Here is a 22,804-nt window from a genome sequence, read left to right as displayed (position 1 = left end):
GGGCCCGGCGCTAGACGGCGGCCTCCAGATGCGCGGCGCTGTAGGAGAGGCCGGGCACCGGCACGCCGTCACCGGCCCGCCCCGTGCCGACCGCCCGGCCGCTGACCGTGCCGCCCCTCGCGCCGGGGGCCGTGCGGCGCCGCGTGAGCTGGAGTGCCATGGGCATGGACGCGGGATCGCACACCACGACATGGTCCACGGACCGCTCGCGCACCAACTGCCGCGCGAGCCGGTGCCGCACGGTGACGGCGTCGCCGTACAGCCCCCGGTAGCAGGGGAGGAAGAGCCGGTGGTGCACGCGGCGCGCGAGGCGCCGCTCGTACGACCGGCCCGCGCGCCCCACGGGCCGCCGCAGTGGGCCCCGTCCCAGCAGCGAGACCGCGGCGCGCGGGGCGCGGAAGAGCAGCGCCCACTCCAGGAAGCGGGGCGCGTGGCGCAGTTCGAGCCGGGTCATCTCGACCAGCTCCACGCCCGGCGCGAAGGGCTGGTCCCGCCACGACTCGGCGGTCTCCGTCAGCACCAGCACGGTGTGCCCGCAGGCCACGGCCTCGGCCGCCTCCTCGCGCACGGCCCGCTTGCGGGTCGCGCCGAGGGCGATGAAGAGCACGTGCACGGCCTACGCCTCCTTCTCCAGCTCGTCGGGGTACGGGTGGTGCGGGGCACGAGGGGCGCCGTCGGCGCCGTCCGCCCCGTCGGCCCTGTCGGCGCCGCCGAACCAGTGGCCGTGGTGGGCACGTCCTACGGCCTCGACGCCGTAGCGCTCCGCGAGGACGCGGCGGGCCCTGGGCAGGTCGAGACCGTGCGGGAAGCGGGCGCGGAGCCTGCGGTAGCCGTCGGCGATGGACTCCGCGTTCTCCTCGACGTCGATCAGCTCGCCCGCTGCCTCCTCGATCCCGGCGAGGGTCTCCTGGGGGCCTCCGCTGCGCGTCACCAGCACGGGAAGCCCCGCCGCCACGGCCTCGACGACGGTCATCCCGAACGTCTCCAGCCTGCTCGGGTGGACCAGCAGATCGTGCTCGCGCATCATCCGCAGCGCCTCGCCAGGGGGTACGGGCCCCGCGAAGGTGACCGCCTCCGTGAGGCCCAGTTCCGCGCCGCGTGCCGTCAGCCGCCGCTCCATGGAACCCTCGCCGACGAGCGTCAGCGTCAGCTCCGGGTCCTCGGCGCGGCACAGCGCGAACGCCTCCAGCAGCCAGTCGACGCCCTTGCGCGGGATGAGGTTGCCGACGAACAGCCAGCGTCGCAGCCGGGTGACGGGCGCGGGCCTGTGGTGGTCGAAGGAGACCGGGTTCGGGATGAGCCCGACGCGGCCCTCGTGGTGCGGGAACGTCTCGTACAGCAGCCGCCGCACCGGCTCCCCGACGGCGAAGAAGCCCGTGCAGCGGTGCAGCACCTCGTCGTACATCTCCCGCGCCTCCGGCTGCTCCAGCACCCGGTCGAGGAAGCTGGCGTGCTCGGTGACGAAGACCCGCGCGTCGGGCCGCGCGTTGCGCAGGGCGACCCAGCCGCCGCGCAGGCCGACGTGCGCGTGGACGACGGCGGCGTCCAGGGGACGGCCGCGCAGGGCCGTGCGCAGCGCCTCGTCGTGTGCGCGCGCGTGCGCGGCCCACACCTGGCGCGGGGGCGTCAGCACCGGTACGTAGCGCAGTGCGGCCCCGGCGACCGTGGGCACCGCGGGCTGGGGGCGCTCGGCGAGGAGCCTGCGGTGGGCGCCGCGCACCTGGCCCGGGTCCCAGGACCCCGGGAGGGAGAGCGACCACGGATCGCAGTGGTACACCGTCATCCGCGTGCAGCCGGGGGCCGTCGCCTCGACCATTCCCCGGACGAAGGCGCCGCCGAAAGGGGACTGCCGCGTCGGATACCAGGGGGTGACGACGGCCACTTCCCGCTCCGGATCACCGCGATCACTGCGCACCCGAATTCCCTTCGGTCGGCCATGAAAGTACGTGAGGACGTGCGTACGTGAGTACGTCAGTACGTGGCTTACAAACTGACCTTATGGGCCCGGGAAGGAGTAAGTCGGCGTTCCGACCGGAGAGTCACCCGAAGGAGCCCGTACTCCACGCGCTCAATGGGTGAAGGTGCCCGGAGAGCGGGGCGGGAGTGAGGGGGTGAGGGCGGGAGCGGGGGCGGAGTAATCCGGCATGCCGGTTCGGGGAAGCCTCGTTAGGCTGCTTCTGCCGACCAAAAGAAGGGTTTCCCCGTGGAGCTCGAAACGGTCTCCGGCAGCGGAGCAGATGAAACTGAAGCGCGTCGCGGGCGTGTGGTCATGCTCGTGTGCAACGGCGTCGCCGGTGACTCCCGCGTCCAGAAAGCCGCCCGTTCGGCGGCGGAGGCCGGCTGGGACGTGACCCTGCTGGGCCGTTCTCCCGACGGGCGGCCCCGGCGCTGGAAACTCGGCGAGGCCGAGGTCAGGCTGCTGCCTGTGCCGATGCCGCTGGCCAGGCGCCCGCACCAGTTCCGGCGCGCCTTCCTCACCAGGCCGCTCGCCTACCGCCCTGGCCACACCGCCGCCTACCGCATGCAGCGGATGAAGGCATGGCGGGGCGAGCTGTTCGTGCGCGGAGTGGAAATCGCCGAGGAATCCTCCGTTGGCGGGCATGGGGGCGCGATACGTTCCGAGGCGGCGATTATCGCGGCGAAGGCACGGCTCCTCTCCTCCCGCGCGGTGGCGAAGGCCGCATATCGGTGGGTGGCTTTCCGTAAAGGGAGACTGGACGCGGGAATCGCGGCCCGCAGAAGAGCGGACACCCGGCTCGACCGTTTGGGTACGTCGTTCTGGATCGCCGCGATGGGAAAGCGTTCCTGGCGGAAGCTGTGGCCGATGCTGCACGACTTCGAGCTGGCCTACGGAAAAGTCATCGACGAATTGCGGCCGGATCTGATCCACGCGAACGACTTCCGTGTACTGGGCGCGGGAGCCCGCGCCAAGCTGCGGGCCCGCGCGTACGGAAGGGACGTGAAACTCGTCTGGGACGCGCATGAATTCCTGCCCGGAGTGCGGCCCTGGAACGACAACGCGCGCTGGCTTCCCGCGCACATGGCGCACGAGCGCGAATACGTGCCGTACGCGGATGCGGCCGTCACCGTCTCCGACTCCCTCGCGCATCTGCTGCGCGAGACCCATGGGCTGCCCGAGCTGCCCACCGTCGTCCTCAACGCGCCCAGCACACGGCCCCCTTCGGCGGAGAGCGAAGCGGACGCGGAAGGCGAGAGTGCGGGAGCGGGCGAAGGGGAGGGCGAGGAGGAGCCGTCCGGGCCGCCCGACCTGCGCGAGCTGTGCGGCGTCGACGAGACGACCCCGCTCCTCGTCTACAGCGGCGGAGCCGCCCCCCAGCGCGGGCTCGCCACCATGGTCGAGGCGCTGCCGCTGCTGGAGGGGGCGCATGTGGTGTTCGTCGTGCCCAACCCCCGTCAGGACTACGTGCGCACGCTGTTGGGCCGCGCGGCGGAACTCGGCGTCGAGGACCGGGTGCACGCGGTCCCGTACGTGCCGTTCTGGCAGGTCGTCCCCTTCCTCTCCCGCGCCGACGTGGGCGTCATCCCGATCCACCACTGGGTCAACCACGAACTCGCCCTGATCACGAAGTTCTTCGAGTACGCGCACGCCCGGCTGCCCCTCGTCGTCAGCGACGTGCGCACCATGGCGCTGACCACCAGGGAGACGGGGCAGGGCGAGGTCTTCCGCGCCGAGGACGTCGAGGACTACGCGCGGGCCGTGCGCGCCGTCCTCGCCGACCCCGCTCGCTACCGCGCCGCCTACGACAGGCCGGGGCTGCTGGAGCAGTGGACCTGGGAGGCGCAGGCCGACATCCTCGACGAGCTCTACACCCGGCTGCTGCCGCACCTCCCGCCCCGGCCGGGAAGCGGCGCCGGACAGCCGCCGCGCCGCACGCTCCGCGCCGCCTCTCCGGCCGGCCCCGGCGACCCCGACGAAGGGCCCGCCGCACCCGTCGGAGCGCACGAATGAGCCTGCCCGACGTACGCGAGGCGGACGGTTCCGACGAGGCGGGCGGGGGAGGAGGCGGGGGCGCGGGTGGCGGACGGCGGCGCGCCGGCGGGGCGCCCGTCCCCGCCGCGGAACCCGCCGTCGCGCCCGAGGCGAGCGCGCCGGGCCGGCCCGGCGGCCCGGGGGAGCCGGACGTCACCGTCGTCGTGCCCGTCTACAACACGATGCCGTATCTGACGGGCTGCCTGGACTCCCTCGTACGCCAGAGCATCGGGCAGGCACGCATGGAGGTCATCGCGGTGGACGACGGGTCCACCGACGGCAGCGGTCCCGAACTGGAGCGCTACGCCCGCGCACACCCCCGCCTCTTCCGCGTGCTGCGCCAGCCCAACTCCGGCGGCCCCGCCGCGCCCAGCAACCGCGCCCTCGACCTCGCCACAGGCCGCTACGTCTTCTTCCTCGGCTCCGACGACTACCTCGGGCCCGAGGCGCTGGCCCGCATGGTCGCCACCGCCGACGCGCACGGCACGGACATCGTGCTCGGGCGCATGGTCGCCGTCGGCGGCAGGGACGTGCCGCGACTGGTCTTCCGCAGCACGGAGTGCAGCCTGCCCGCCGACCACTGGAAGCTGTCGTGGGCCCTGTCCAACACCAAGCTGTTCCGGCGCTCCCTGATCGAGCGCCACGGCCTGCGCTACCCGGAGGACCTGCCCGCCTTCAGCGACCAGCCCTTCACCCTTGAGGCCCTGCTGCGCTGCGAACGGGTCTCCGTACTGGCCGACTACGACTACTACTTCGCCGTACGCCGCGAGGACGCGGGCAACGTCACGCTCCGCGCCCGGCACGCGGACCGGCTGCGCGGCCTGGAGGCGGCCATGGCCGTGACCGAGCGGCTCAGCCGTCCCGGGCCGCGCCGCGACTCGCTCAACAAGCGGCACTTCACGTGGGAGGCGGCCCAGCTCTTCGACGAGGGCTTCCCCGGCCTGGACCGCGAGCTGCAAGAACGCGTCGTGCGCTCGGTCGGCGCACTCGCGGCCCGCCACGCGCACGCCGCGCTCACGGCACGGCTCGACGCACGGCTGCGGGTATGCCTCGCGCTGGCACGGGACGGGAAGCTGGACGCACTGCTCGACGTCGTACGGGCCGCGCCTGCCGGCGGGGCGGGCGGGGCGGACGGTACGGGGCCGCTGCCGCTGCGCCTGTGCGTGGAGGGCGACCGCGCCTACGCCCGCCTTCCCGGCTTCCGCGGCCTCCGGAGCGCCGGTGCCTCCGGCGGTACCGGCGGTACGGATACGGCTGCGGAGCCCGTGCCCGGAGCAGGTCCGGGCCCCGCCCCGGACTCGGGCCCCGGCCCGGTCGCCAGCCCCGACGTGGGTTCCGGCCCGGTCACCGGTACCGGCTCCGGCGCGGGGCCTGGCCCGGTGAGCCGCTCGGGTCCTGGTACCGGCACTGACCCGGGCTTCGGCCCGGTCACCGGTACCGGCTCCGGCGCGGAGCCTGGCCCGGGCTCGGGCGACGGCTCCGTTTCCGGCGGCGAGGAGGTTCTGCCCGACCGGTACTTCGACGTCACCGAGCAGGCCGCCGAGCGGTTCGCAGGGCAGCGCTTCGTGGTGGAGGCGTTGGCCGAAGGGCCGTCAGAGAGCGGAAGCGGAACCGGAAGCGGAGGCCGCGCCACGGTCACCGTGACGGCTCGCAGCTCGCTGCTCGAACTGGCCGACTTCCGCGCGCTTCCGGACACCCCCGGCGAGCTGACCGTGCGCCCGGCCCCCGAAGGACACGGCTGCCTGGTCTCGCGCACCGTCTCCCTCGACGACCTCCTGCGCGAGGGCCACGTGAGCGTGCCGTATCTGCGTGCCCTCGGCCACACCCGTACCGCAGTGCTCGACGCGGCGGGCGTGCCGCCCCCGCTGGACCGTGTCGTGCACCGTGACCGCCCGTACCGCGTCCGCGTCGTGCGGCGGCGCGGCGAGGACGCCGGGGACGCCGGGGACGGCGCGCAGCCCGTGCCCGTCCTCGTCGCCATCCCCGCGAGCCCCCTCCGGGCCCTCGCACCGCGCCTGCTGCGCCTGCTGCGTCCGCTGCGGCTGCTGGGCCTGCGGCGGCCGTCGCCGCCGTCGTGACCGGCCGTCCGCCAGCAGGCGGGACGGCCCCGGCACCAACCGTGAGGAGAACCGGAATGCGGATCTGTGTGGTGGCGCTCGGAAAGATCGGACTGCCGCTCGCCGTGCAGTTCGCGGCCAAGGGGCACCAGGTCGTGGGCGCCGACGTGGACGAGCGCGTCGTGCGCATGGTCAACGACGGCGCCGAGCCCTTCCCCGGCGAGGACGGCCTCAAGGAGCGGCTCAAGGAGGCGGTGACGGGCGGCCTGCTGCGCGCCACCACCGACACCGCCACGGCCGTGTCCGAGGCCGACGCTGTGGTGCTGGTCGTGCCGCTGTTCGTGGACGGTGAGGGCGTGCCGGACTTCGGCTGGATGGACGAGGCGACCCGCGCCGTCGCCTCGGGGCTGCGTCCCGGCACGCTCGTCAGCTACGAGACCACGCTGCCCGTGGGCACCACCCGCGAGCGCTGGGCGCCGATGCTGGAGGAGGGCTCGGGGCTGACGCCCGAGCGTGACTTCTCTCTCGTCTTCAGCCCCGAACGGGTGCTGACGGGCCGGGTCTTCGCCGATTTGCGGCGCTATCCGAAGCTGGTGGGCGGCCTGGGCCCTGCGTCGGCCCGGCACGGCGTCGAGTTCTACGAGTCCGTGCTCGACTTCGACCCACGGGACGACCTCGAACGCGCCAACGGGGTGTGGGACCTGGGCTCGGCCGAGGCCGCCGAGCTGGCCAAGCTGGCCGAGACCACGTACCGCGACGTCAACATCGGCCTCGCCAACCAGTTCGCGCGCTTCGCCGACCGCGCCGGGGTGGACGTGGAGGCGGTCATCGAGGCCTGCAACACGCAGCCGTTCAGCCACATCCACCGTCCGGGGATCGCCGTCGGCGGCCACTGCATCCCCGTCTATCCACGGCTGTATCTGTGGAACGACCCGGCGGCGACGGTCGTGCGCTCCGCGCGCGACACCAACGCCGCGATGCCCGGCTACGCCGTGGAACGCCTCGCCGAAGCGTACGGCGAGCTGTCCGGGGCCGGGGTGCTGGTGCTCGGCGCTGCCTACCGGGGCGGGGTGAAGGAGACCGCGTTCTCCGGCGTCTTCCCCACCGTCGAGGCCCTGCGCGCGCGAGGGGCGCGCCCCTACGTCTCCGACCCGCTCTACGACACGGCCGAGCTGACGGCGCTCGGACTGCCCCCGCACGAGGGCGAGCCGGTGACCGCCGCCGTGCTCCAGGCCGACCACCCGGAGTACGCGGAACTGGGCGTCGGCGACCTGCCTGGCGTACGGGTACTGGTCGACGGCCGCCGCGTCACGGACCCGGCGCTGTGGCCGGGGGTGCGGCGCGTGGTCATCGGCGCGGGCGCCGCCTGAGCGGTCCTGACGGGCCCTCGCGCCCGGGGCGTCACAGCGCGGGTGCGCCGAGGCTGTCGCCGTCGGGCGAGGGGTTCTCGCCGGTGCCGTCCGCGCCCTCCACAGGCGCGGACCCCGCAGCGCCCGCAGCCTCCGCGCCGTCCACCGTCGCGCCCTTCGCCGCGCCGCCCCGCACGGGGCATGCCACGTCCTCGCCGAGGAAGACGCGCCGGACCACGCGTTCCGCCGCGTGCCCGTCGTCGTAGGAGCGGAAGCGGTTGCGGAAGGCGGTGCGCAGTTCGTGGGAGCGGGGGCTGTGCCAGGCGCCCGTCGCGAGGATGTCCGTCAGCTCCTCCTCGGTGCGGGCGACCAGCCCTGGCGGGCAGGCGAGGAGGTCGAAGTAGGTGCCGCGCGAGGCGCGGTAGGTCTCCCAGTCGTCGGCGTGGATGACGATGGGGCGGTCGAGGTTGGCGTAGTCGAACATGATCGACGAGTAGTCCGTGACCAGCAGATCGGCGGCGAGGCACAGTTCCTCGACCGAGGGGTGCCGTGAGACGTCGATGATGTGCGTGTCCTCCTCGCCCGCCGGTTCGGCGCCCTCGCGGTAGAAGTAGTGCGGGCGCATCAGCAGCACGAAGTCGGGCCCCAGGGTGCGCGAGAGCCGGGCGAGGTCGAGCCGGGGCGTGTAGCCGCGCTGGTAGTCGCGGTGGGTGGGCGTGTAGAGGACGGCGGTGGCGCCCTCGGGGATGCCGAGCGAGGTGCGCACGCGGGCGATGTCCTCCGGCGTCGCCGTGTGCAGCACGTCGTTGCGGGGATAGCCGTACTCCAGCGTCGTGTAGCCCGAGGGGTAGGCGCGCTCCCAGGTGATGGTCGAGTGCCGGTTCGCTGAGAGGCTGAAGTCCCAGCGGTCCACGCGTTCCAGGAGCTTGCCGAAGTGCATCCCGTTGGCCCCGGCCGGGTACCGCTGGAGGTCCACACCCATGTGCTTGAGCGGCGTGCCGTGGTGGGTCTGGAGATGGATCTGCCCCTGGCGCTTCACGTAGGCGCCGGTGAAGTTGACGTTGTTGACGAAGTACGTGGCCCGCGCCATCGCCTTCCAGTAACCGGCAGAGCCCGGGTGCAGCCGCCGCACGCCCCGCGGCAGCGTGTGCGCGTGCTCCGGGGTGGTGATCCAGGCGGTGCGCATGTGCGGCGCCAGCTCGCGGACCTTGGCCTCGATGGCGGCGGGGTTGCAGGCGTAGCCCTTGTTCCAGTACGCGGCGAAGACGGCCAGGTCGCGCTGGAGGGGAAGGCGGCGCTGGAACGCGTAGTGGGCGCGCAGCAGGGACTCGCGCGTCGTCCGGTACGCCGCCTGTGCGCGGGCCCGCAGCCGCTTGCGCGTGCGGTTTGTGGTCAGGAGCAGCTGGAAGAGGCGGCGCGCTCCGGCCCGTACCAGCAGATGCCGCAGCTCGGCGCGCCCGCGCGCCCCGCGCCGCGACCGCCGCGTACTCCCGGACCCGGACCCGGTCCCGGATCCCGTCCCGGCTCCGGTGCCGCCCGCGGCGCGGTCGGCGTCCGCCGCCATGACGTCGGCCGCCGCGACGTCCGCCGCCGAGGGCAGATGGCGGCGGCAGTGCGCGCGGCTGCGGCGGAAGAACTCGGCGCGCGAGGACGGCGGCAGCCTGCCGGGCGTGTTGTAGACGGTGGTGAGGTGGTCGACCATCCGCTCGTACAGCAGCGGCTTCCAGCAGCGCAGCGCGGGACGCTCCCCGACGAACGCGAAGACGCGGTCGTACTGCTCGAAGATGTCGAAGTGGTTCCGGCTCGTGGTGCCGAGGATGTTGCCCTGGCGGCGCTGGCGGTAGTGGACGCAGACCCGGTCCAGGGTGCCGATCGACCCGGCGGCGAGCAGCGTCGGATACGTCCAGGGCGTGTCCTCGTAGTAGCCGGACGGGAAGGTGAAGCCCTCCCGTTCGACGAAGTCACGGCGGTAGACCTTGTTCCACACGACCATCAGCAGCATCAGCAGCGACGGCCGCTCCGCGAGCGTGAAGACCGGGGGCCCGCTCTGCGCGAGGAGGTCGCAGCGGACGTTGCGCGCGGTGCGCCCGTACCAGTACGTGCGCGCGTAGTCGTAGACGAGCACGTCCGGGTCCCCGGTGCGCGCGAGGCGGTCAGCGATGGCCTGGAGGGATCCCGGGGTGAGGGAGTCGTCGCTGTCGAGGAAGAGGAGGTAGTCGCCGGTGGCGCGGCGCATGCCCGTGTTGCGGGCCCGGCCGAGGCCGACGTTCTCCTGGAGGTGCAGCGCGGTGACCCGGGGGTCGGCGGCGGCGACCTCGTCGATGATCTCCCCGCAGGCGTCGGGCGAACAGTCGTCGACGACGATCAGCTCGAAGTCGGTGAAGGACTGGGTCAGCACGGAGTCGAGGCACTCGTGCAGATACGCCTGGACCTTGTAGGCCGGGACGATGACGCTGAAGCGGGGCACGGGACATCCACTGGTCGACATGAGGCGGGGAGGCTACTCACCGTAGGGGCGGCAAAGTGAGTATCGACCAGTTTTCTGACGGTTTCGACCGGAAGAGACCCCACGTTCGAGGGGAAGGGCACGAGATTGCTCCGTCCGGGGCAACAGAGCGTGACCACCACGCGTTGTCGTCCTTGGGGGGTAGCAGAACCGGAGCACAGCGCCCCGGTTCCGCCCCCCCTGCCTGGCCGCCCCCGCCCTACTTGACCGCGCCCGCCATCACCCCGGACACGAACTGGCGCTGGAAGGCGAAGAAGACGGCCAGCGGGATCAGCATCGAGACGAACGCGCCGGGCGCGAGGACGTCGATGTTGTTGCCGAACTGGCGGACCTGCTGCTGGAGCGCGACGGTGATGGGCGGGTTGCCGCCGTCGGCGAAGATCAGGGCCACCAGCATGTCGTTCCACACCCACAGGAACTGGAAGATGCCCAGCGAGGCGATGGCGGGCCCGCCCAGCGGCAGTACCACCCGCGTGAAGAGCCGCACTTCCCCCGCCCCGTCGAGCCGCGCCGCCTCCAGCAGCTCGCGCGGGATCTCCGCGAAGAAGTTGCGCAGCAGGAAGACCGCGAAGGGCAGCCCGAACGCGGTGTGGAAGATGATCACGCCGGGCGTGGTCTCGAAGATGCCCAGCGTGTTGAAGAGCTTCGCGATGGGCACGAGCGCGATCTGCACCGGCACCACCAGCAGGCTGACGACGAGCAGGAACCACCAGTCGCGCCCGGGGAAGTCCAGCCAGGCGAAGGCGTAGCCCGCCAGCGCGCCGATGATCACGACGAGCGCGGTGGAGGGCACCGTGATGAGGACGGTGGTGAACAGGGACCCGGTGATCTGGTCGTTGGCCAGCAGCGCGTCGTAGTTGCCGAACGTGAGCTGGCCCGGATCGGTGAAGACCTTCCACCACCCGGTGGACCCGATGTCGGCCGAGTCGCGGAACGAGGAGCTGAGCAGCCCCGCCGTCGGCGTCAGCCACAGCAGCGCGACGACCACGAGCCCGGCGCGCACCGCCCAGTGCCCGGTGACGGCCGACAGACGGGAGGCGAGCGGACGCTTCGGCCGTACGGACGGCGCCGGGTGTCCCGGCGGTACGGGCGTGGGCTCGGGGCCGTGCTCGGCCGCGCTCACGGTGCTCATCGGCGGGACTCCCTCCGCAGGCGGCGGACATTCATGACCATCACCGGCACGACGAGCAGCAGCAGGATGACGGCGATGGCGCTGCCCACGCCCTGGTTCGCGCCGCCGCCGAAGGACGACAGATACAACTGGAGCGCGAGGACGTTGGCGTCCTTCTGGGTGGCGCCCGGGGCGATGATGTAGACGAGGTCGAAGATCTTCAGCACGTTGATCATCAGCGTGACGAGCACGACCGCCAGCACCGGCGCGAGCAGCGGCACGGTGACCTTGCGGAACACCTGCCACTCGCTCGCCCCGTCCACCCGGGCCGCCTCCAGCAGCTCGCGCGGCACCCCCGCGAGCCCGGCCGCGATCAGCACCATCGCGAAGCCCGCCCACATCCAGATGTACGAGCCGATGATGGACGGGGTGACGAGGGACGGGCCGAGCCAGTCGACGCCGTTGTAGGGGGCCGCGAAGTTGGCCGCCGGGAGCCGCAGTTGGGCCCCGTCCGCCTTCGCGGGCAGCCGGTAGGTGCCGTCGTCGCCCGTCGTGGCGCTGGCGACCACCTCGCCGCCCTTGACGGCTTCGACGGTGATCCCCGCGAGCGCCTTCTCCTTCGCGTCGATGACGTCGGGCTTGCCGCCGCCGCCCTTGGAGAAGTCCAGCCACACGGTCCCGGTGACCTCCCCGCCCTTGCCGGGTGCCGCCTTCTTCGCGGGCGCGGCCCCCTCGGTCTCGGCCGGGGGGACGCCGACGAGGGCGAGGTCGGCGGGTCCTGGCGCGGAGACGGGGGACTTCGTGGTGAAGGAACCGCCGCCGGAGGGCGCCAGCTCGGCGTTGGGGCGGGGCCGCGCTCCGGGCCAGGCGGAGGAGTCGGTGAAGGTGTCGTGCACCCCGACCCACACGGCGTTGGCGACTCCGCGGTCCGGGTTCTGCTCGTAGACGAGGCGGAAGATGATGCCGGCGGCGAGCATCGAGATCGCCATCGGCATGAAGACGATCAGCTTGAACGCCGTTCCCCACCGCACCCGCTCCGTCAGCACCGCGAAGATCAGGCCGAGCGCGGTGGCGATGGAGGGCGCGGCGACGACCCAGATGACGTTGTTCTTGACCGCCGTCAGGATCGTGTCGTCGGTGAAGACCTCGCCGTAGTTCTCCAGCCCGACGAAGCCGGAGCCGGAGGCGTCGAAGAGGCTGCGGTAGACGGAGTAGCCGATCGGGTAGACGACGAGCGCGCCCAGCAGGAGCAGCGCGGGCAGCAGGAAGCACGCGGCGATGCCCGGGCGGGAGCGCATCACGGAGACCCGCGCGGGGGTGGCGGGGCGCGCCGCCGGGCCGCCGCCTGGCGGTGCGCCCGCTGGCGGGTTCGGTGCCGGTGTCGCGGTCGGCATGGCGTGATGCCCCCTGTCCGGGTCGCGTCGGGTCGGATCGGGTCGGACCGGGTCGGATCGGGCCGGGTCCTGATGGCGGCCTCGGGCCGTGCCCGGGGCGCGGGGTGGGTGGGGTGTGGCGCGGGGCGGGGCGGGGCGGGGCGCGGGTGCCGGTCCCGGTGCGGGGTCGGGGTGCGGTTGCGGGGGCCGGTTCCGGTCCTGGTGCCGGTGCGGGGTGCGTGCGGTGGTGCGGGGCGCGAGGTGTCCGGCTCCGCGAAGGGCACCCCGCCTTGTCCACGCCCGCCGTGACGCCGTGACGCCGCGCCCCGCGCCGTGGGCCGGGGCGCCGGTCCACGGCACGGAGGGACGCGGGGGACGCGGGGGCGCGGGGACGCTCAGCGCCGTCGGGTCACTCGTACGCCTTGGCCGCCGACGCCTCCAGCGCGCGCTGCGCCCCCGCCACGTCGTCCGGGTTCTTCAGGAAGTCCTGGAGCGCCTTCCACTCGCCCTCGCCCTTGGTGCCGCCGAAGGCGGCGGGTGCCTGGTCGGACATGTCGAAGCGGAAGTCGTCGCCCGCCGCGATCAGCGCCTTGGCGATCTCGCGCTGGACGTCGTTGGGGTAGGCCGCCCCGTCCAGCTCCTTGTTGGGTGAGACGAACCCGCCCTCCTTCGCCCAGATCTCGGCCGCGTCCGTGGAGGCGAGGAACGTCAGCAGCGCCTGCGCGCCCTTGCTGTCCTTGAGCGCGACGGCCGCGTCGCCGCCCGTGACCACGGGCGACTCGTCACCGGCGGCCGGGAACGGATACGCCTTCGCGTCCGTGCCGACCTTCGCGTCGGTGTCCTGGGCGATGTTGATCCCGACGAAGTCGGCCTCGAAGACCGAGGCGGCCTTCGGCGCGTCCATGGAGGAGAAGGTGTTGGTGACGGACGTGGGGAACTCCGTCTGGAGCGCGCCCGAGTTGCCGCCCGCCAGCAGCTCCTTCTTGCCGAACAGCTCGCCGAGGGTGGTCAGTGCCTCCTTGACCGAGGCGTCCGTCCACTTGATCTCGTGCTTGGCGAGCTGGTCGTACTTCTCGGGGCCCGCCTGGGAGAGGTAGATGTTCTCGAACCAGTCGGTGAGCACCCAGCCGTCCGCGCCGCCGACCGACACCGGTTCGACCCCGGAGTCCGCGATCGTCTGCGCGTTGGTCAGGAACTCCTTCCAGGTCTTCGCCTCGCCGACGCCCGCGTTCTCGTAGGCGGTGGTGTTGTACCAGATCAGCGACTTGTTGGCCGCCTTGAAGTACACGCCGTACTGCTTGCCGTCGTGCGAGCCGAGATCCTGCCAGCCCTTGGCGAAGTTCTTGTTCAGCTCCGCCTTGGTGTCCGAGGACAGCGGCTTGAGCCAGTCCTTCTCCGCGAACTGCTGGAGCACGCCCACCTGCGGCAGCATCGCGACGTCCGGCGGGGCGCCGCCCTCGATCTTTGAGCCGATGTAGGTGGCGACGTTGTCCCCGGTCGGCACGAACTTCACCGTGGCACCGGTGCGCTTCTCGAACTCGTCGAGGACCTTGCGGAACGCGTCCTGCTCCGGGCCCGTCCACACGGCCGCGACCTGGAGGTTCTCCCCGTCCAGCGAGGGCAGTTCGACGCTCTTGCCCTCAGACCCGGTCTTGTCGCCGCCGCCGCTCTCGTCGTCGCCACCGCCGCCACAGGCGGTGAGCGACAGCGCGGCCACCGCGCAGAGCGCGACCGCGGCACGACCGGTGCCGGACCGCAGAGGGCCGGACCGCGTGGCGCTCGTGCTGGTGGTATGGGTGGTGCTGGTGGTGCGTTTGGTACGGACCGAAGTGCGCATAGCTACCGCCGTCCCCATCCGAGGCACGGCCCCTCGTCGAGCATGGCCGCGCCGTCTGCGTAGCAAGACTCGTCGAGGGCGGGCGCCCCCGCGGGCCCCCGTGAGCCCTACGTCCCGTGCGGAATTCCTACGCCCGAAGCGGGAACACCCGCAATACTCTGTCAGCGGTCAAGAGCATCATCTTGACCAGTCCGTGACCTGCTCGCGGCGCCCGTTGTCAGAGACTGCGCAGCCCGCGCGACGGCACTGGCGAGCAGCGCGAGGTCGGTGGGGCCGTTCCCCAGCTCCCGTACGGGGCGGCGGGCCGGTGGATCACCGGCCCGCGCCCAGTCCAGGGGCACGACGGTGGGCCGCAGCGTGGAGGTGCGCGGAATGCGCCCGGTGACCCGCCCCGCCTGGAAGGCCGTCGGCTCGTCACCGGCCGCGTGCAGGATGCCGCGCCCGGGAACGGCCTCGGGACCGCCGCGCTGCGGGGCCGCGCCGCGGCCCTCGTCGGCGCCGTCGTCCGCGTCCACGCCGCCCGTGGGGCCCAGCGCTTCGGCGCTGCCCGTCAGTTCGGCGTGCAGCCCGGCCGTGCGCGCGAGGAGCGTGCCCGCCGTACGGTCGGGACGGCCGCTGGCCGCGACCAGATGCACCCCGAGCCGCGCCCCGTCGCGGGCCACGGCCTCCAGGGCCCGCACGACCGAACCGGCCGCGGGGCGGCCCGGGTTGCCGAGCGCGGGGTCCACGAGGGTGTCGAAGTCGTCCACGACGATGACGAGCCGGGGCAGCGACGTGTCGCCCTCGGGCCCGGAGAGCGCCGACTCCACGACGGACGCCTCGCCCTGCGCGGCCCCTCGGCCTGCCGCCTGACCGGCCGCCTGGCCGGTTCCGGTTCCGTGTCCCTCGACGGTGCCCTGTGGCGCCTGCGCAGCCTGCGCGGTACGGGCCGTCCGCGTCACCTGCGCGCCGTGGTCCTGGGCCTGCGCCTGGGCCGGCACGGCACGGGAGGCGGCACGCGACTCGCCCTCGCCGTCGGGGGAGCCGCCTTCGCCGGATGCCGTGCCCGGTCCCGTTCCCGCGCCCGTGGGGGGCGTCGGACCGCTGGCGCCGCCCGTGGTCCCCGTCCGGGTGCGGAGTCTGAGGGTGCCGCGCGTGGCGTCGGACTCGATGTCCCCGCCGCCCCTGGCCGCCGCCTGGGCGCCCGTGTCCACGTGAGCCCGTGAGCCCGCGCCCTCGCCGCTGCCCGAGGGCGCGGGTCCCGGCGGGGTCACGCCCGGCGGGGTGCGCTGGGAGACGACGCGGCCCGTGTGCGCGAGGGCCGTGGCGCGGTGGTGTTCCTCGTATGTGCCGTCCGGGCCGATCAGGCCGTCCCTGCGCTTCAACTCGGCCGACAGCGCCTGCGCGAACTCCCGCATCCGCACCGGACCGCCCGCCGCCAGGTGCCCCGTGACATGCGGCAGTTCACAGCAGGGGCGCAGCCCCTCGCGGGCCGCGTCGCCCTCGCCGTCCAGCAGGAACAGCCGCAGCCGCTCCGGGCGTTCGCCCGCGGCGAGCGCTGCGGCGAGGGAGCGCAGCAGCTCGGTCTTGCCCGAGCCCACGGGACCCGTGACGAGCAGATGCCCGCCGACGCCGCCCCGCGCACCCGCGCCCGCACCCGGTCCGCCCGTTCCCGGCGCACCCGCACCCGGCCCGCCCGTTCCCGGCCCGCCCGTTCCGGTGCCGGTGCCGCTCAGCTCGGCCTCGACGGGGCCCCGGGGCCCGGCGCCGAAGACGAGGGAGGCGCGTCCGGCCGCCGAGCCGTCCGGCTGCTCGGACCAGCGGGCCAGCAGCGCGGCCGGGGTGGCGCGGGCGAGCCCCAGTTCGTCGAGGAGGCGGCAGTTGCGGGGCAGGGTGACGGCGGCGCGTGCCGCCTTCCCCGTGCGCACCGCGGTGCCCTCGGCCTCGCGCAGGGGGGCCAGCGCCCGGGCGAACCGCTCGGCCCAGGCGGCGGACACGGCGTCGATCGTGGCGACGGTCCCGCCCGCGCCGACGGTTCCGCCCGCACTGGGCGCGCCCTCCGGCACACCGCTTCCGTGTCCCCCCGCGCCGTGGCCCCCTGAGCCGTGCCCCGGCCCGGCCTCCCAGCCGGGCCCCGTGCCCTGGTCGCCCGGAGCGCGCCGCACCAGCCGCACCGCCGTCGCGACCGCGCCGCTCAGCAGGGCGAGCGTGCCGCACTCGCGGAAGACCGGTGAGGCCGCGTGCGCGGCCTCGATGGTGGCGTCCAGGGGCGAAGCGGGCGAGGCGGCGGGCGCCTCCGCGAGACAGAGCGCGTGGATACCGGCGGCGGGCCCCTCCACGGCCAGCCGCGCCACGGCCTCGCGCAGCGCGGCCGAACCGGGATCGCCGTCGACGATCAGCAGCGTGTACGGGCCGGGGTGCTCGGCGAGCGCTTCCCCGCGCGACGAGGGGGACGACGGGGAGCCGGGGACGCCGGGCACACCGGGCATACCGGGGGCGCCGGGCATGCCGAGCGCGCCCGGTGCCGCGGCGCGCAGGGCGCGGGCGCGGTCCGTGCGCTCCTGGTCGAGCCGACGGGTCAGCTCGGTGGTCCGGGCGGCGGCCTGATCGCGGTCGTAGGCCGTCAGCAGACGGCAGTCCTGGCCGTGCGCGGGCCGGACATGGGGGAGCCAGCCGAGCCAGGACCACTCGGCCGTGCGCGCGGCGGACGCGCGGGCGCGGTCGGCCGAGAGCAGCACGATCTCCAGCGTGCTCGGCCCGTGCAGTGCGGCCAGTTGTGCCACGACGGAACGCGCCATGCCCGCCAGCCGCGCGCGCGGCCCGGCCAGGCCCAGCGCGCCGGCGCCCCTGAGATCCACGGTGACGGGCTCGCCGGGACGCCCGCCGCTGCGGTGCGCGCTGCCGAGCCGCACCGTCATGGCCGCGGGGTGTCCAGGGCCGCGCTCCCACAGGCGGGGCCCGGGGCCGAGCGCCGTGAGCAGCACCCCGGCAGGGTCGGGCCAGCGCTTCCCGGAGGACGTGGCCGTGCCCTGCGTCCCGTGGAGAGGGGAGCCGGAGGCCGGGTACGGGTGTGCGGAGCCGTCGACGGAGCCGTCCCACGGGCCCGTGCCGGCGCCGGGCCACAGCGCGCCTTCGGGGCCGTCCGCGTGCCCGCCTGGGCGACCCGGACCGCCAGGACCGCCCGTCGGTCTGGCGGTGGGCGAGGTGTCGGCTTCGTCCTCGCCGCGCACGCCCGTGAAGCGGCGCGCCCAGGCGCCCAGGCCGCGGGCCCGCCTGCGCTCGCGCTCCGGCTCCGACTCGGCGGGCAGCGGCGCCGCGAAGCCCGCGCCGTGCGTGCGGTCCGAGCCGGGGAAGGGGGCGCCGGGCGCGTAGGAGTGCGTGGGCCGCGACGGGTCGGCGCTGGGCCGTGGCGGTACGGCCGAGGCGTGCGCCCCGGCCTCCCACGGGCCCGCACCCGCATGGGGCCCGGCCCCCGGCTCGTCATCGGGCCCGGCGGCCAGCCGCAGCCGCCCCTTGCCGTCGGGCACCGTGGCCAGCGAGACGGGCAGCGCGGGCGGCGTGTCACCGGGCGCGCCCGCGCCGGAGGTGCCCGACGCTTCCAGCCGGACCGCCGACTCCCCGATCCGCAGCGTGGCGCCGGGCTGGAAGAGGGCGGGACGGCCGCCGACGGGCGCGCCGTCGACCGAGGTGCCGTTCGTTGAACCGAGATCGGTGACGGTGACGGCGCCGCCGTCCGTGACCGTGACCGCGCAGTGGAGGCGGGAGACATCGGGATCGTCCAGCGGCACGTCCGCCTCGGCCGAGCGGCCCAGCGTGACCTTGCCGCCCTGGAGGAGATGCACCCCGCCCGCGTCGGGCCCGGAGACCACATGGAGCCTGGCCTTCGCCGAGCCGTACGCGGAGAGTGCCGAGGCGTACGCGGCGGCGGACGCCGGTGAGGGCGCGGCGGGGCCGTGCAGCGAGACCACGGCGCCGTCCAGCAGCGGGGGCTCGCCGAGCACCTGGCGATGCGGGTCCAGGCGCTCCGTCCCCACGTACACCGCGACGGGCTCGGAGCCGTGCTCGGCCGCGCCGCCCTTACCGCGCCGCTCGCCCCTGCCGCCGCCAGGACCGCCGCCCTCACCGGCACCGGAACCCGCACCGGCAGCACCGGCACCTGCACCGGGCGCCCCGGAAACGGCACCGCCCGCACCCGCGGCCGCGCCGCCCGACGCGACGGCCGAGGCGGCCGTCGACGCCAGCGCGCCGGTCACAGCGGCCAGCACCGTACCCGCGGGGGCCGTCACCACGACGTCGCACGCCGCCCCGCTCCCTGCCTCCGCGCTCTGACCGCCACGCGGCCCGAGGGCGACAGTCAGCCGGATCTGCATCGGCCCCTCCCGGTCCCGTCCCCCTGGGCTGACGCCCCGGGGATACCCCATGCCACGAGCGCCCGAGAGGCCGCGGGCCCCTCCGCGCTCGTGCGTCCAGCACACACACTCACACCGCACTTGATGCCGGGTGCATCCTCGCACCCGGCACTGACAACGCGCCCCCGCACCGCCCCTCAATGATCTTGATTGGTCGGCTCGGCGCGCAAGAGGCCCTGCTCGGACCGTACGAAGAACGGGGAAAGACCGGATCGGGAGCCATCGGGACCGCTCACCGCACGCTCCGCGCGCACTCGCCGCACGCTCGGTGACCGCTCACCGCACATTTCGGAACGGTCACTTCCGGCCGTCGGCCCGGCGCCGCAACCGATCCGCACGCGCCGCGCGTCCTCCCCTGAAGCCCCCACGGCCGCGCCGCGCGGGGAACGGCGCGGACAACAGTTGCGCACAGGTGTGCACGCGGCCGGTCGGCCGTCCCCGGAGACGGCACTATTGTGGGCGGGATTGCAGTACGAGACCAGGGAGCGCATGACGTGCGGCCGGTAGGCAGCAAGTATCTGCTCGAGGAGCCGCTCGGACGCGGCGCCACGGGGACCGTCTGGCGGGCGCGCCAGCGGGAGACGGCGGGCGCCGAGGCGGCCGTGGCCGGGCAGCCCGGTGAGACCGTTGCGATCAAGGTGCTCAAGGAGGAGCTGGCGAACGACCCGGATGTGGTCATGCGCTTCCTGCGGGAGCGCTCCGTCCTCCTCCGCCTGACGCACCACAACATCGTCAGAACCCGCGATCTCGTCGTCGAGGGCGATCTGCTCGCCCTCGTGATGGACCTTGTCGACGGCCCTGACCTGCACCGTTATCTCCGCGATAACGGTCCCTTCTCACCCGTAGGCGCGGCCCTGGTGACCGCGCAGGTCGCCGACGCGCTGGCCGCCAGCCACGCCGACGGCGTCGTGCACCGGGATCTGAAGCCCGCGAACGTCCTGCTCGCCAACGACGCGGACGGCATGCGGCCGATGCTCACGGACTTCGGCATCGCGCGCCTCGCGGACTCCCCGGGGCTGACGCGCACCCAGGAGTTCGTCGGCACCCCGTCCTACATCGCACCCGAGTCCGCCGAGGGCCGCCCGCAGACCTCCGCTGTGGACATCTACGGTGCGGGCATCCTGCTGTACGAGCTGGTCACCGGCCGTCCGCCGTTCTCCGGCAGCAACACCCTCGAAGTGCTCCACCGCCACCTCGGCGAGCAGCCGCAGCGCCCCCAGGGCATCCCCGAGCCGCTGTGGACCGTCATGGAGCGCTGCCTGCGCAAGAGCCCCGACGAGCGCCCCAGCGCCGTCAACCTCGCGCGCGCCCTCCGGGCCGTCGCCTCCGGCATCGGCGCCGGTGCCACGGCCGAGCAGGCGGGTGCCGCCATGGGCGTCGCGGCGCTGCTCGCGCCCGATCCGGCGCCCGCGCCCGTGCCCGACACCGGCGCCGCCGGAGGGGCCGGAGCGGGCACAGGGGACGCCGACCCGACGCAGGTGCTGCCCCACACGGGGCGCGGAGCCGCGGGCGCGGCCGGAGCGGCGGGTGCCGCCGGTCTCGCCGCGGGTGCGGCGGGCGGTGCCGCCGCCGCGCACCAGTCGGGCGGGTACGACCCGGACGCGCAGACCAGCGTGATGCCCCAGACCGGAGGCCCCGGACAGGGGCAGGGCCAGGGTCAGGGCGGTCAGGGATACGGGCAGGGCGACGGCTCGGGCTCCGACCCCACGCAGGTCATGCCCCCGGTGCCCGGCGGACCGCCGCAGCAGCCCCCGCAGCCCGACGGACCGCACCCCTGGGAGAACCAGTTGCGGGCCGCGCGCGACCGCAACGAACAAACCCAGGTCCAGCCGCTCGACCCGAGCCTGGACCCGCTGCGCCGCAGGCCCCAGCGCCGTGCGGGCCCGCCGCCCGCGCAGCCGCCCCAGCAGCAGGGCCCACCGCCGCAGCAGTACCAGCAGCGCCCGCAGCAGCCGCCGCGGCGCCGCCAGCAGCGGCCTCCGGAGCGTCAGCGTCCGCCGCAGCCCCCGCCGGAGCCCCGTCCGCGCCGCGAGCCCAGGCAGCGCAGCGCGAACCCGATGCGCATTCCCGGCCTCGGCTGCCTCAAGGGCTGCCTGTTCATGATCCTGATCATCGTCGTGATCTGTGTTCTGGTGTGGAACTTCACCCCGGTTCCCGAGTGGTGGGCCCAGGGCAAGAGTTTCTGGCAGTCGGTCACGGATGTCTTCGGACAGATTCAGGATTTCGTGAGCAGCGCGGGCGGCTAATGACGCCGTCTCCGTAACTCAGCGGAAGCGCAAGGGAATCGGGTCGGCCGGATACGAGCCGGTCGGCCCGAATGGGGCGCGAGTTCGGAGATTTATCGACTTCTGGAGAGGGATTTCCCCCACAGAAGTGACTGTTAACGGCATCCAGGGCTCTCAAGACCCCACTTGCCGCGTAGCTTTGTCGCTATGGCACGGAAGATCGGCAGTCGCTATACCGCTCACCAGATCCTGGGACGCGGCAGCGCCGGCACGGTGTGGCTGGGCGAGGGTCCCGAGGGCCCCGTCGCCGTCAAACTGCTGCGTGAGGACCTCGCCTCCGATCAGGACCTCGTCGAGCGGTTCGTACGGGAGCGCTCGGTGCTGCTCTCCCTCGACCACCCGCGCGTGGTGTCCGTACGCGACCTCGTCGTGGACGGCAACGACCTCGCGCTGGTCATGCAGCTCGTCCGGGGCACTGACCTGCGTACGCGGCTGGAGCACGAGCGGCGCCTCGCGCCGCAGCCCGCCGTCGCGATAGCGGCCGACATCGCCGACGGGCTCGCCGCGGCGCACGCGGCGGGCGTCGTCCACCGGGACGTCAAGCCCGAGAACGTACTGCTGGACGCGCTCGCGCCCCCCGGGCCCGGCGGGGCGCCGCCCGCGCTGCTCACCGACTTCGGCGTCGCCAAGCTGATCGACTCCCCGCGCCGCACCCGCGCGACGTCGATCATCGGCACGCCCGACTACCTCGCCCCCGAGATCGTCGAGGGCCTCCCGCCGCGCGCGTCCGTGGACATCTACGCGCTGGCCACCGTCCTCTACGAGCTGCTCGCGGGCTTCACCCCCTTCGGCGGCGGCCACCCGGGCGCGGTGCTGCGACGGCACGTCACGGAGACGGTCGCACCGCTGCCCGGCATCCCCGACGAGCTGTGGCAGCTCATCCACCAGTGCCTGGCCAAGGCGCCCGCGTCCCGGCTGCGGGCCGTGGAGCTGGCGGCGAGGCTGCGGGAGCTGCTGCCGTCACTCGACGGATATCCGGCGCTGGACATCGACGAGCAGCCCGAGGAGCCGTACGGCGGGTTCGAGGGATACGGCGAGGAGCCGGGCGCGGCGTCGGAGACGCGTTCTGGGGGTGGGGGCGGGGCCGAGGTCGGGACCGGATCCGGGCCCGGTTCCGGGCAGCAGGCCGCGGTGCCGCTGGTGCACAGCGGTGCGGGGCCCGACTCGAACCGGGACACGCATACGAGCATGCGGGTGCCCGGTGCCGACGAGCTGGCGGGGGGCGCGCACGGTACGGCGCGGGCGCCCCGGGCCGCGGGGGAGCGGCGCGCCGGGTCGGCGCGGCACCGTGCGCCTTCGGCTGCGGAGCTGAGGCGGCGGCGGTTGAAACTCAGCGCGATCGCGGCGGCGGTGGCGGCGGCGGCCGGAGTGGGCGGGTGGTTCGCCACGGCCGACGACGAGGGCGGCACGACGCAGCCCGCCCCGGCGGTGGAACAGCCGGACACGCCGTAGAGGGTGGGCGCTGTGCTGGGCTGTGCGGTTTGCCGTTTTTCGGCTGCCTGCCGGTGGGTGGGCGCGGCGTGTGGTTGCGGTGCGTTCGCGGCTGGCGCCGCGTGAGTCCTGGTTTCGGCCGGTGGTCGTGTGGGGTGCGTGTGTGGTGGGGGTCGGTGCCGTGCCGGGGTGTCTCCTCGGGCGGCGACAAGTGCGGGTCTCGTTGCTTGCTTTCTCCCGGCACTCGTCGCCACCACTTGCGGGGACACCCCACCACGTCCCCTCCCGCCTGGCGGCCAGCTTCCGGCCGGTGGCCTCCACTGTTGTGAACCGGCGTCCCGCCGGAGGGGCTCCGCCCCTGCCATGGCACGCCACTGTTGTGGGCAAGCGTTCCGCTCGGCGAGGGGGCACCTCCCAGCGGTAGCTGGGGGAGGGTGGGCACAACCCACCCATCGGCCCGCACCCGCGAATGAAAC

General features: G+C 74.2%; 12 protein-coding genes. 5 read left to right on the top strand and 7 right to left on the bottom strand.

Translation table 11 applies throughout. The features are described 5' to 3' along the window. Positions 1–10: 10 nt before the first annotated feature. Together ACWGJ2_RS24910 and ACWGJ2_RS24905 are read right to left on the bottom strand one after the other, a co-directional pair. Positions 11–613 (bottom strand): hypothetical protein, encoded by a 603-nt coding sequence (locus ACWGJ2_RS24910; RefSeq protein ID WP_453348429.1) that lies wholly within the window; start codon positions 611–613, stop codon positions 11–13. A gap of 3 nt (positions 614–616) precedes the next feature. Beyond that, positions 617–1,915: a glycosyltransferase gene (locus ACWGJ2_RS24905; RefSeq protein WP_453348428.1), complete on the bottom strand. Its 1,299-nt coding sequence runs from the start codon at positions 1,913–1,915 to the stop codon at positions 617–619. A gap of 288 nt (positions 1,916–2,203) precedes the next feature. Between ACWGJ2_RS24905 and ACWGJ2_RS24900 the strand changes: the two genes are divergently transcribed. The 3 genes from ACWGJ2_RS24900 to ACWGJ2_RS24890 are packed head-to-tail and all read left to right on the top strand — an operon-like array spanning position 2,204 to position 7,418. Then, positions 2,204–3,970 carry a glycosyltransferase family 4 protein gene (locus ACWGJ2_RS24900; protein WP_453348427.1) on the top strand — a complete coding sequence of 589 codons (1,767 nt, stop codon included), beginning with the start codon at positions 2,204–2,206 and terminating at the stop codon, positions 3,968–3,970. Next, on the top strand, positions 3,967–6,069 hold the full coding sequence (locus ACWGJ2_RS24895; protein WP_453348426.1) for a glycosyltransferase family 2 protein: 2,103 nt from the start codon (positions 3,967–3,969) through the stop codon (positions 6,067–6,069). The genes ACWGJ2_RS24900 and ACWGJ2_RS24895 overlap by 4 nt, the downstream gene beginning before the upstream one ends. A gap of 56 nt (positions 6,070–6,125) precedes the next feature. Then, a complete protein-coding gene (locus tag ACWGJ2_RS24890; protein WP_453348425.1) occupies positions 6,126–7,418 on the top strand; it encodes a nucleotide sugar dehydrogenase in 1,293 nt (430 codons plus the stop codon). A 31-nt stretch (positions 7,419–7,449) separates the two neighbouring features. On the opposite strand, the gene ACWGJ2_RS24885 is transcribed toward ACWGJ2_RS24890, so the two are convergent. The 5 genes from ACWGJ2_RS24885 to ACWGJ2_RS24865 form a co-directional block, all read right to left on the bottom strand. Further along, positions 7,450–9,864 (bottom strand): bifunctional glycosyltransferase/CDP-glycerol:glycerophosphate glycerophosphotransferase, encoded by a 2,415-nt coding sequence (locus ACWGJ2_RS24885; protein WP_453348424.1) that lies wholly within the window; start codon positions 9,862–9,864, stop codon positions 7,450–7,452. Between the two features lie 238 nt (positions 9,865–10,102). Then, entirely contained in the window at positions 10,103–11,035 is a 933-nt protein-coding gene (locus ACWGJ2_RS24880; protein WP_453348423.1) for a carbohydrate ABC transporter permease, read from the bottom strand. Then, on the bottom strand, positions 11,032–12,408 hold the full coding sequence (locus ACWGJ2_RS24875; protein ID WP_453348422.1) for a carbohydrate ABC transporter permease: 1,377 nt from the start codon (positions 12,406–12,408) through the stop codon (positions 11,032–11,034). The genes ACWGJ2_RS24880 and ACWGJ2_RS24875 overlap by 4 nt, the downstream gene beginning before the upstream one ends. Positions 12,409–12,796: 388 nt before the next feature. Beyond that, positions 12,797–14,224: an ABC transporter substrate-binding protein gene (locus ACWGJ2_RS24870; protein WP_453348421.1), complete on the bottom strand. Its 1,428-nt coding sequence runs from the start codon at positions 14,222–14,224 to the stop codon at positions 12,797–12,799. A 161-nt stretch (positions 14,225–14,385) separates the two neighbouring features. Beyond that, positions 14,386–18,573, bottom strand: a complete 4,188-nt coding sequence (locus tag ACWGJ2_RS24865; protein WP_453348420.1) for an FHA domain-containing protein — start codon at positions 18,571–18,573, stop codon at positions 14,386–14,388. Positions 18,574–19,106: 533 nt separating this feature from the next. Between ACWGJ2_RS24865 and ACWGJ2_RS24860 the strand changes: the two genes are divergently transcribed. Beyond that, positions 19,107–20,858, top strand: coding sequence for a serine/threonine-protein kinase (locus ACWGJ2_RS24860; RefSeq protein WP_453348419.1), 1,752 nt, complete (start codon positions 19,107–19,109; stop codon positions 20,856–20,858). Between the two features lie 186 nt (positions 20,859–21,044). Further along, a complete protein-coding gene (locus ACWGJ2_RS24855; RefSeq protein WP_453348418.1) occupies positions 21,045–22,349 on the top strand; it encodes a serine/threonine-protein kinase in 1,305 nt (434 codons plus the stop codon). Positions 22,350–22,804 lie beyond the last annotated feature (455 nt).

Source organism: Streptomyces sp. NPDC054796 (genome assembly GCF_053611545.1).
The sequence above is the reverse complement of the archived record's forward strand: the minus strand, read 5'-3'. Positions and strand labels throughout refer to the sequence as shown.

What these genes read in the sequence shown, in the direction of transcription:
- ACWGJ2_RS24895 (WP_453348426.1), top strand. Translation starts at nt 3,967, where the DNA reads ATGAGCCTGCCCGACGTACGCGAGGCGGACGGTTCCGACGAGGCGGGC.
- ACWGJ2_RS24890 (WP_453348425.1), top strand. Translation starts at nt 6,126, where the DNA reads ATGCGGATCTGTGTGGTGGCGCTCGGAAAGATCGGACTGCCGCTCGCC.
- ACWGJ2_RS24880 (WP_453348423.1), bottom strand. Translation starts at nt 11,035, where the DNA reads ATGAGCACCGTGAGCGCGGCCGAGCACGGCCCCGAGCCCACGCCCGTA.
- ACWGJ2_RS24875 (WP_453348422.1), bottom strand. Translation starts at nt 12,408, where the DNA reads ATGCCGACCGCGACACCGGCACCGAACCCGCCAGCGGGCGCACCGCCA.
- ACWGJ2_RS24870 (WP_453348421.1), bottom strand. Translation starts at nt 14,224, where the DNA reads ATGCGCACTTCGGTCCGTACCAAACGCACCACCAGCACCACCCATACC.
- ACWGJ2_RS24865 (WP_453348420.1), bottom strand. Translation starts at nt 18,573, where the DNA reads ATGCAGATCCGGCTGACTGTCGCCCTCGGGCCGCGTGGCGGTCAGAGC.
- ACWGJ2_RS24855 (WP_453348418.1), top strand. Translation starts at nt 21,045, where the DNA reads ATGGCACGGAAGATCGGCAGTCGCTATACCGCTCACCAGATCCTGGGA.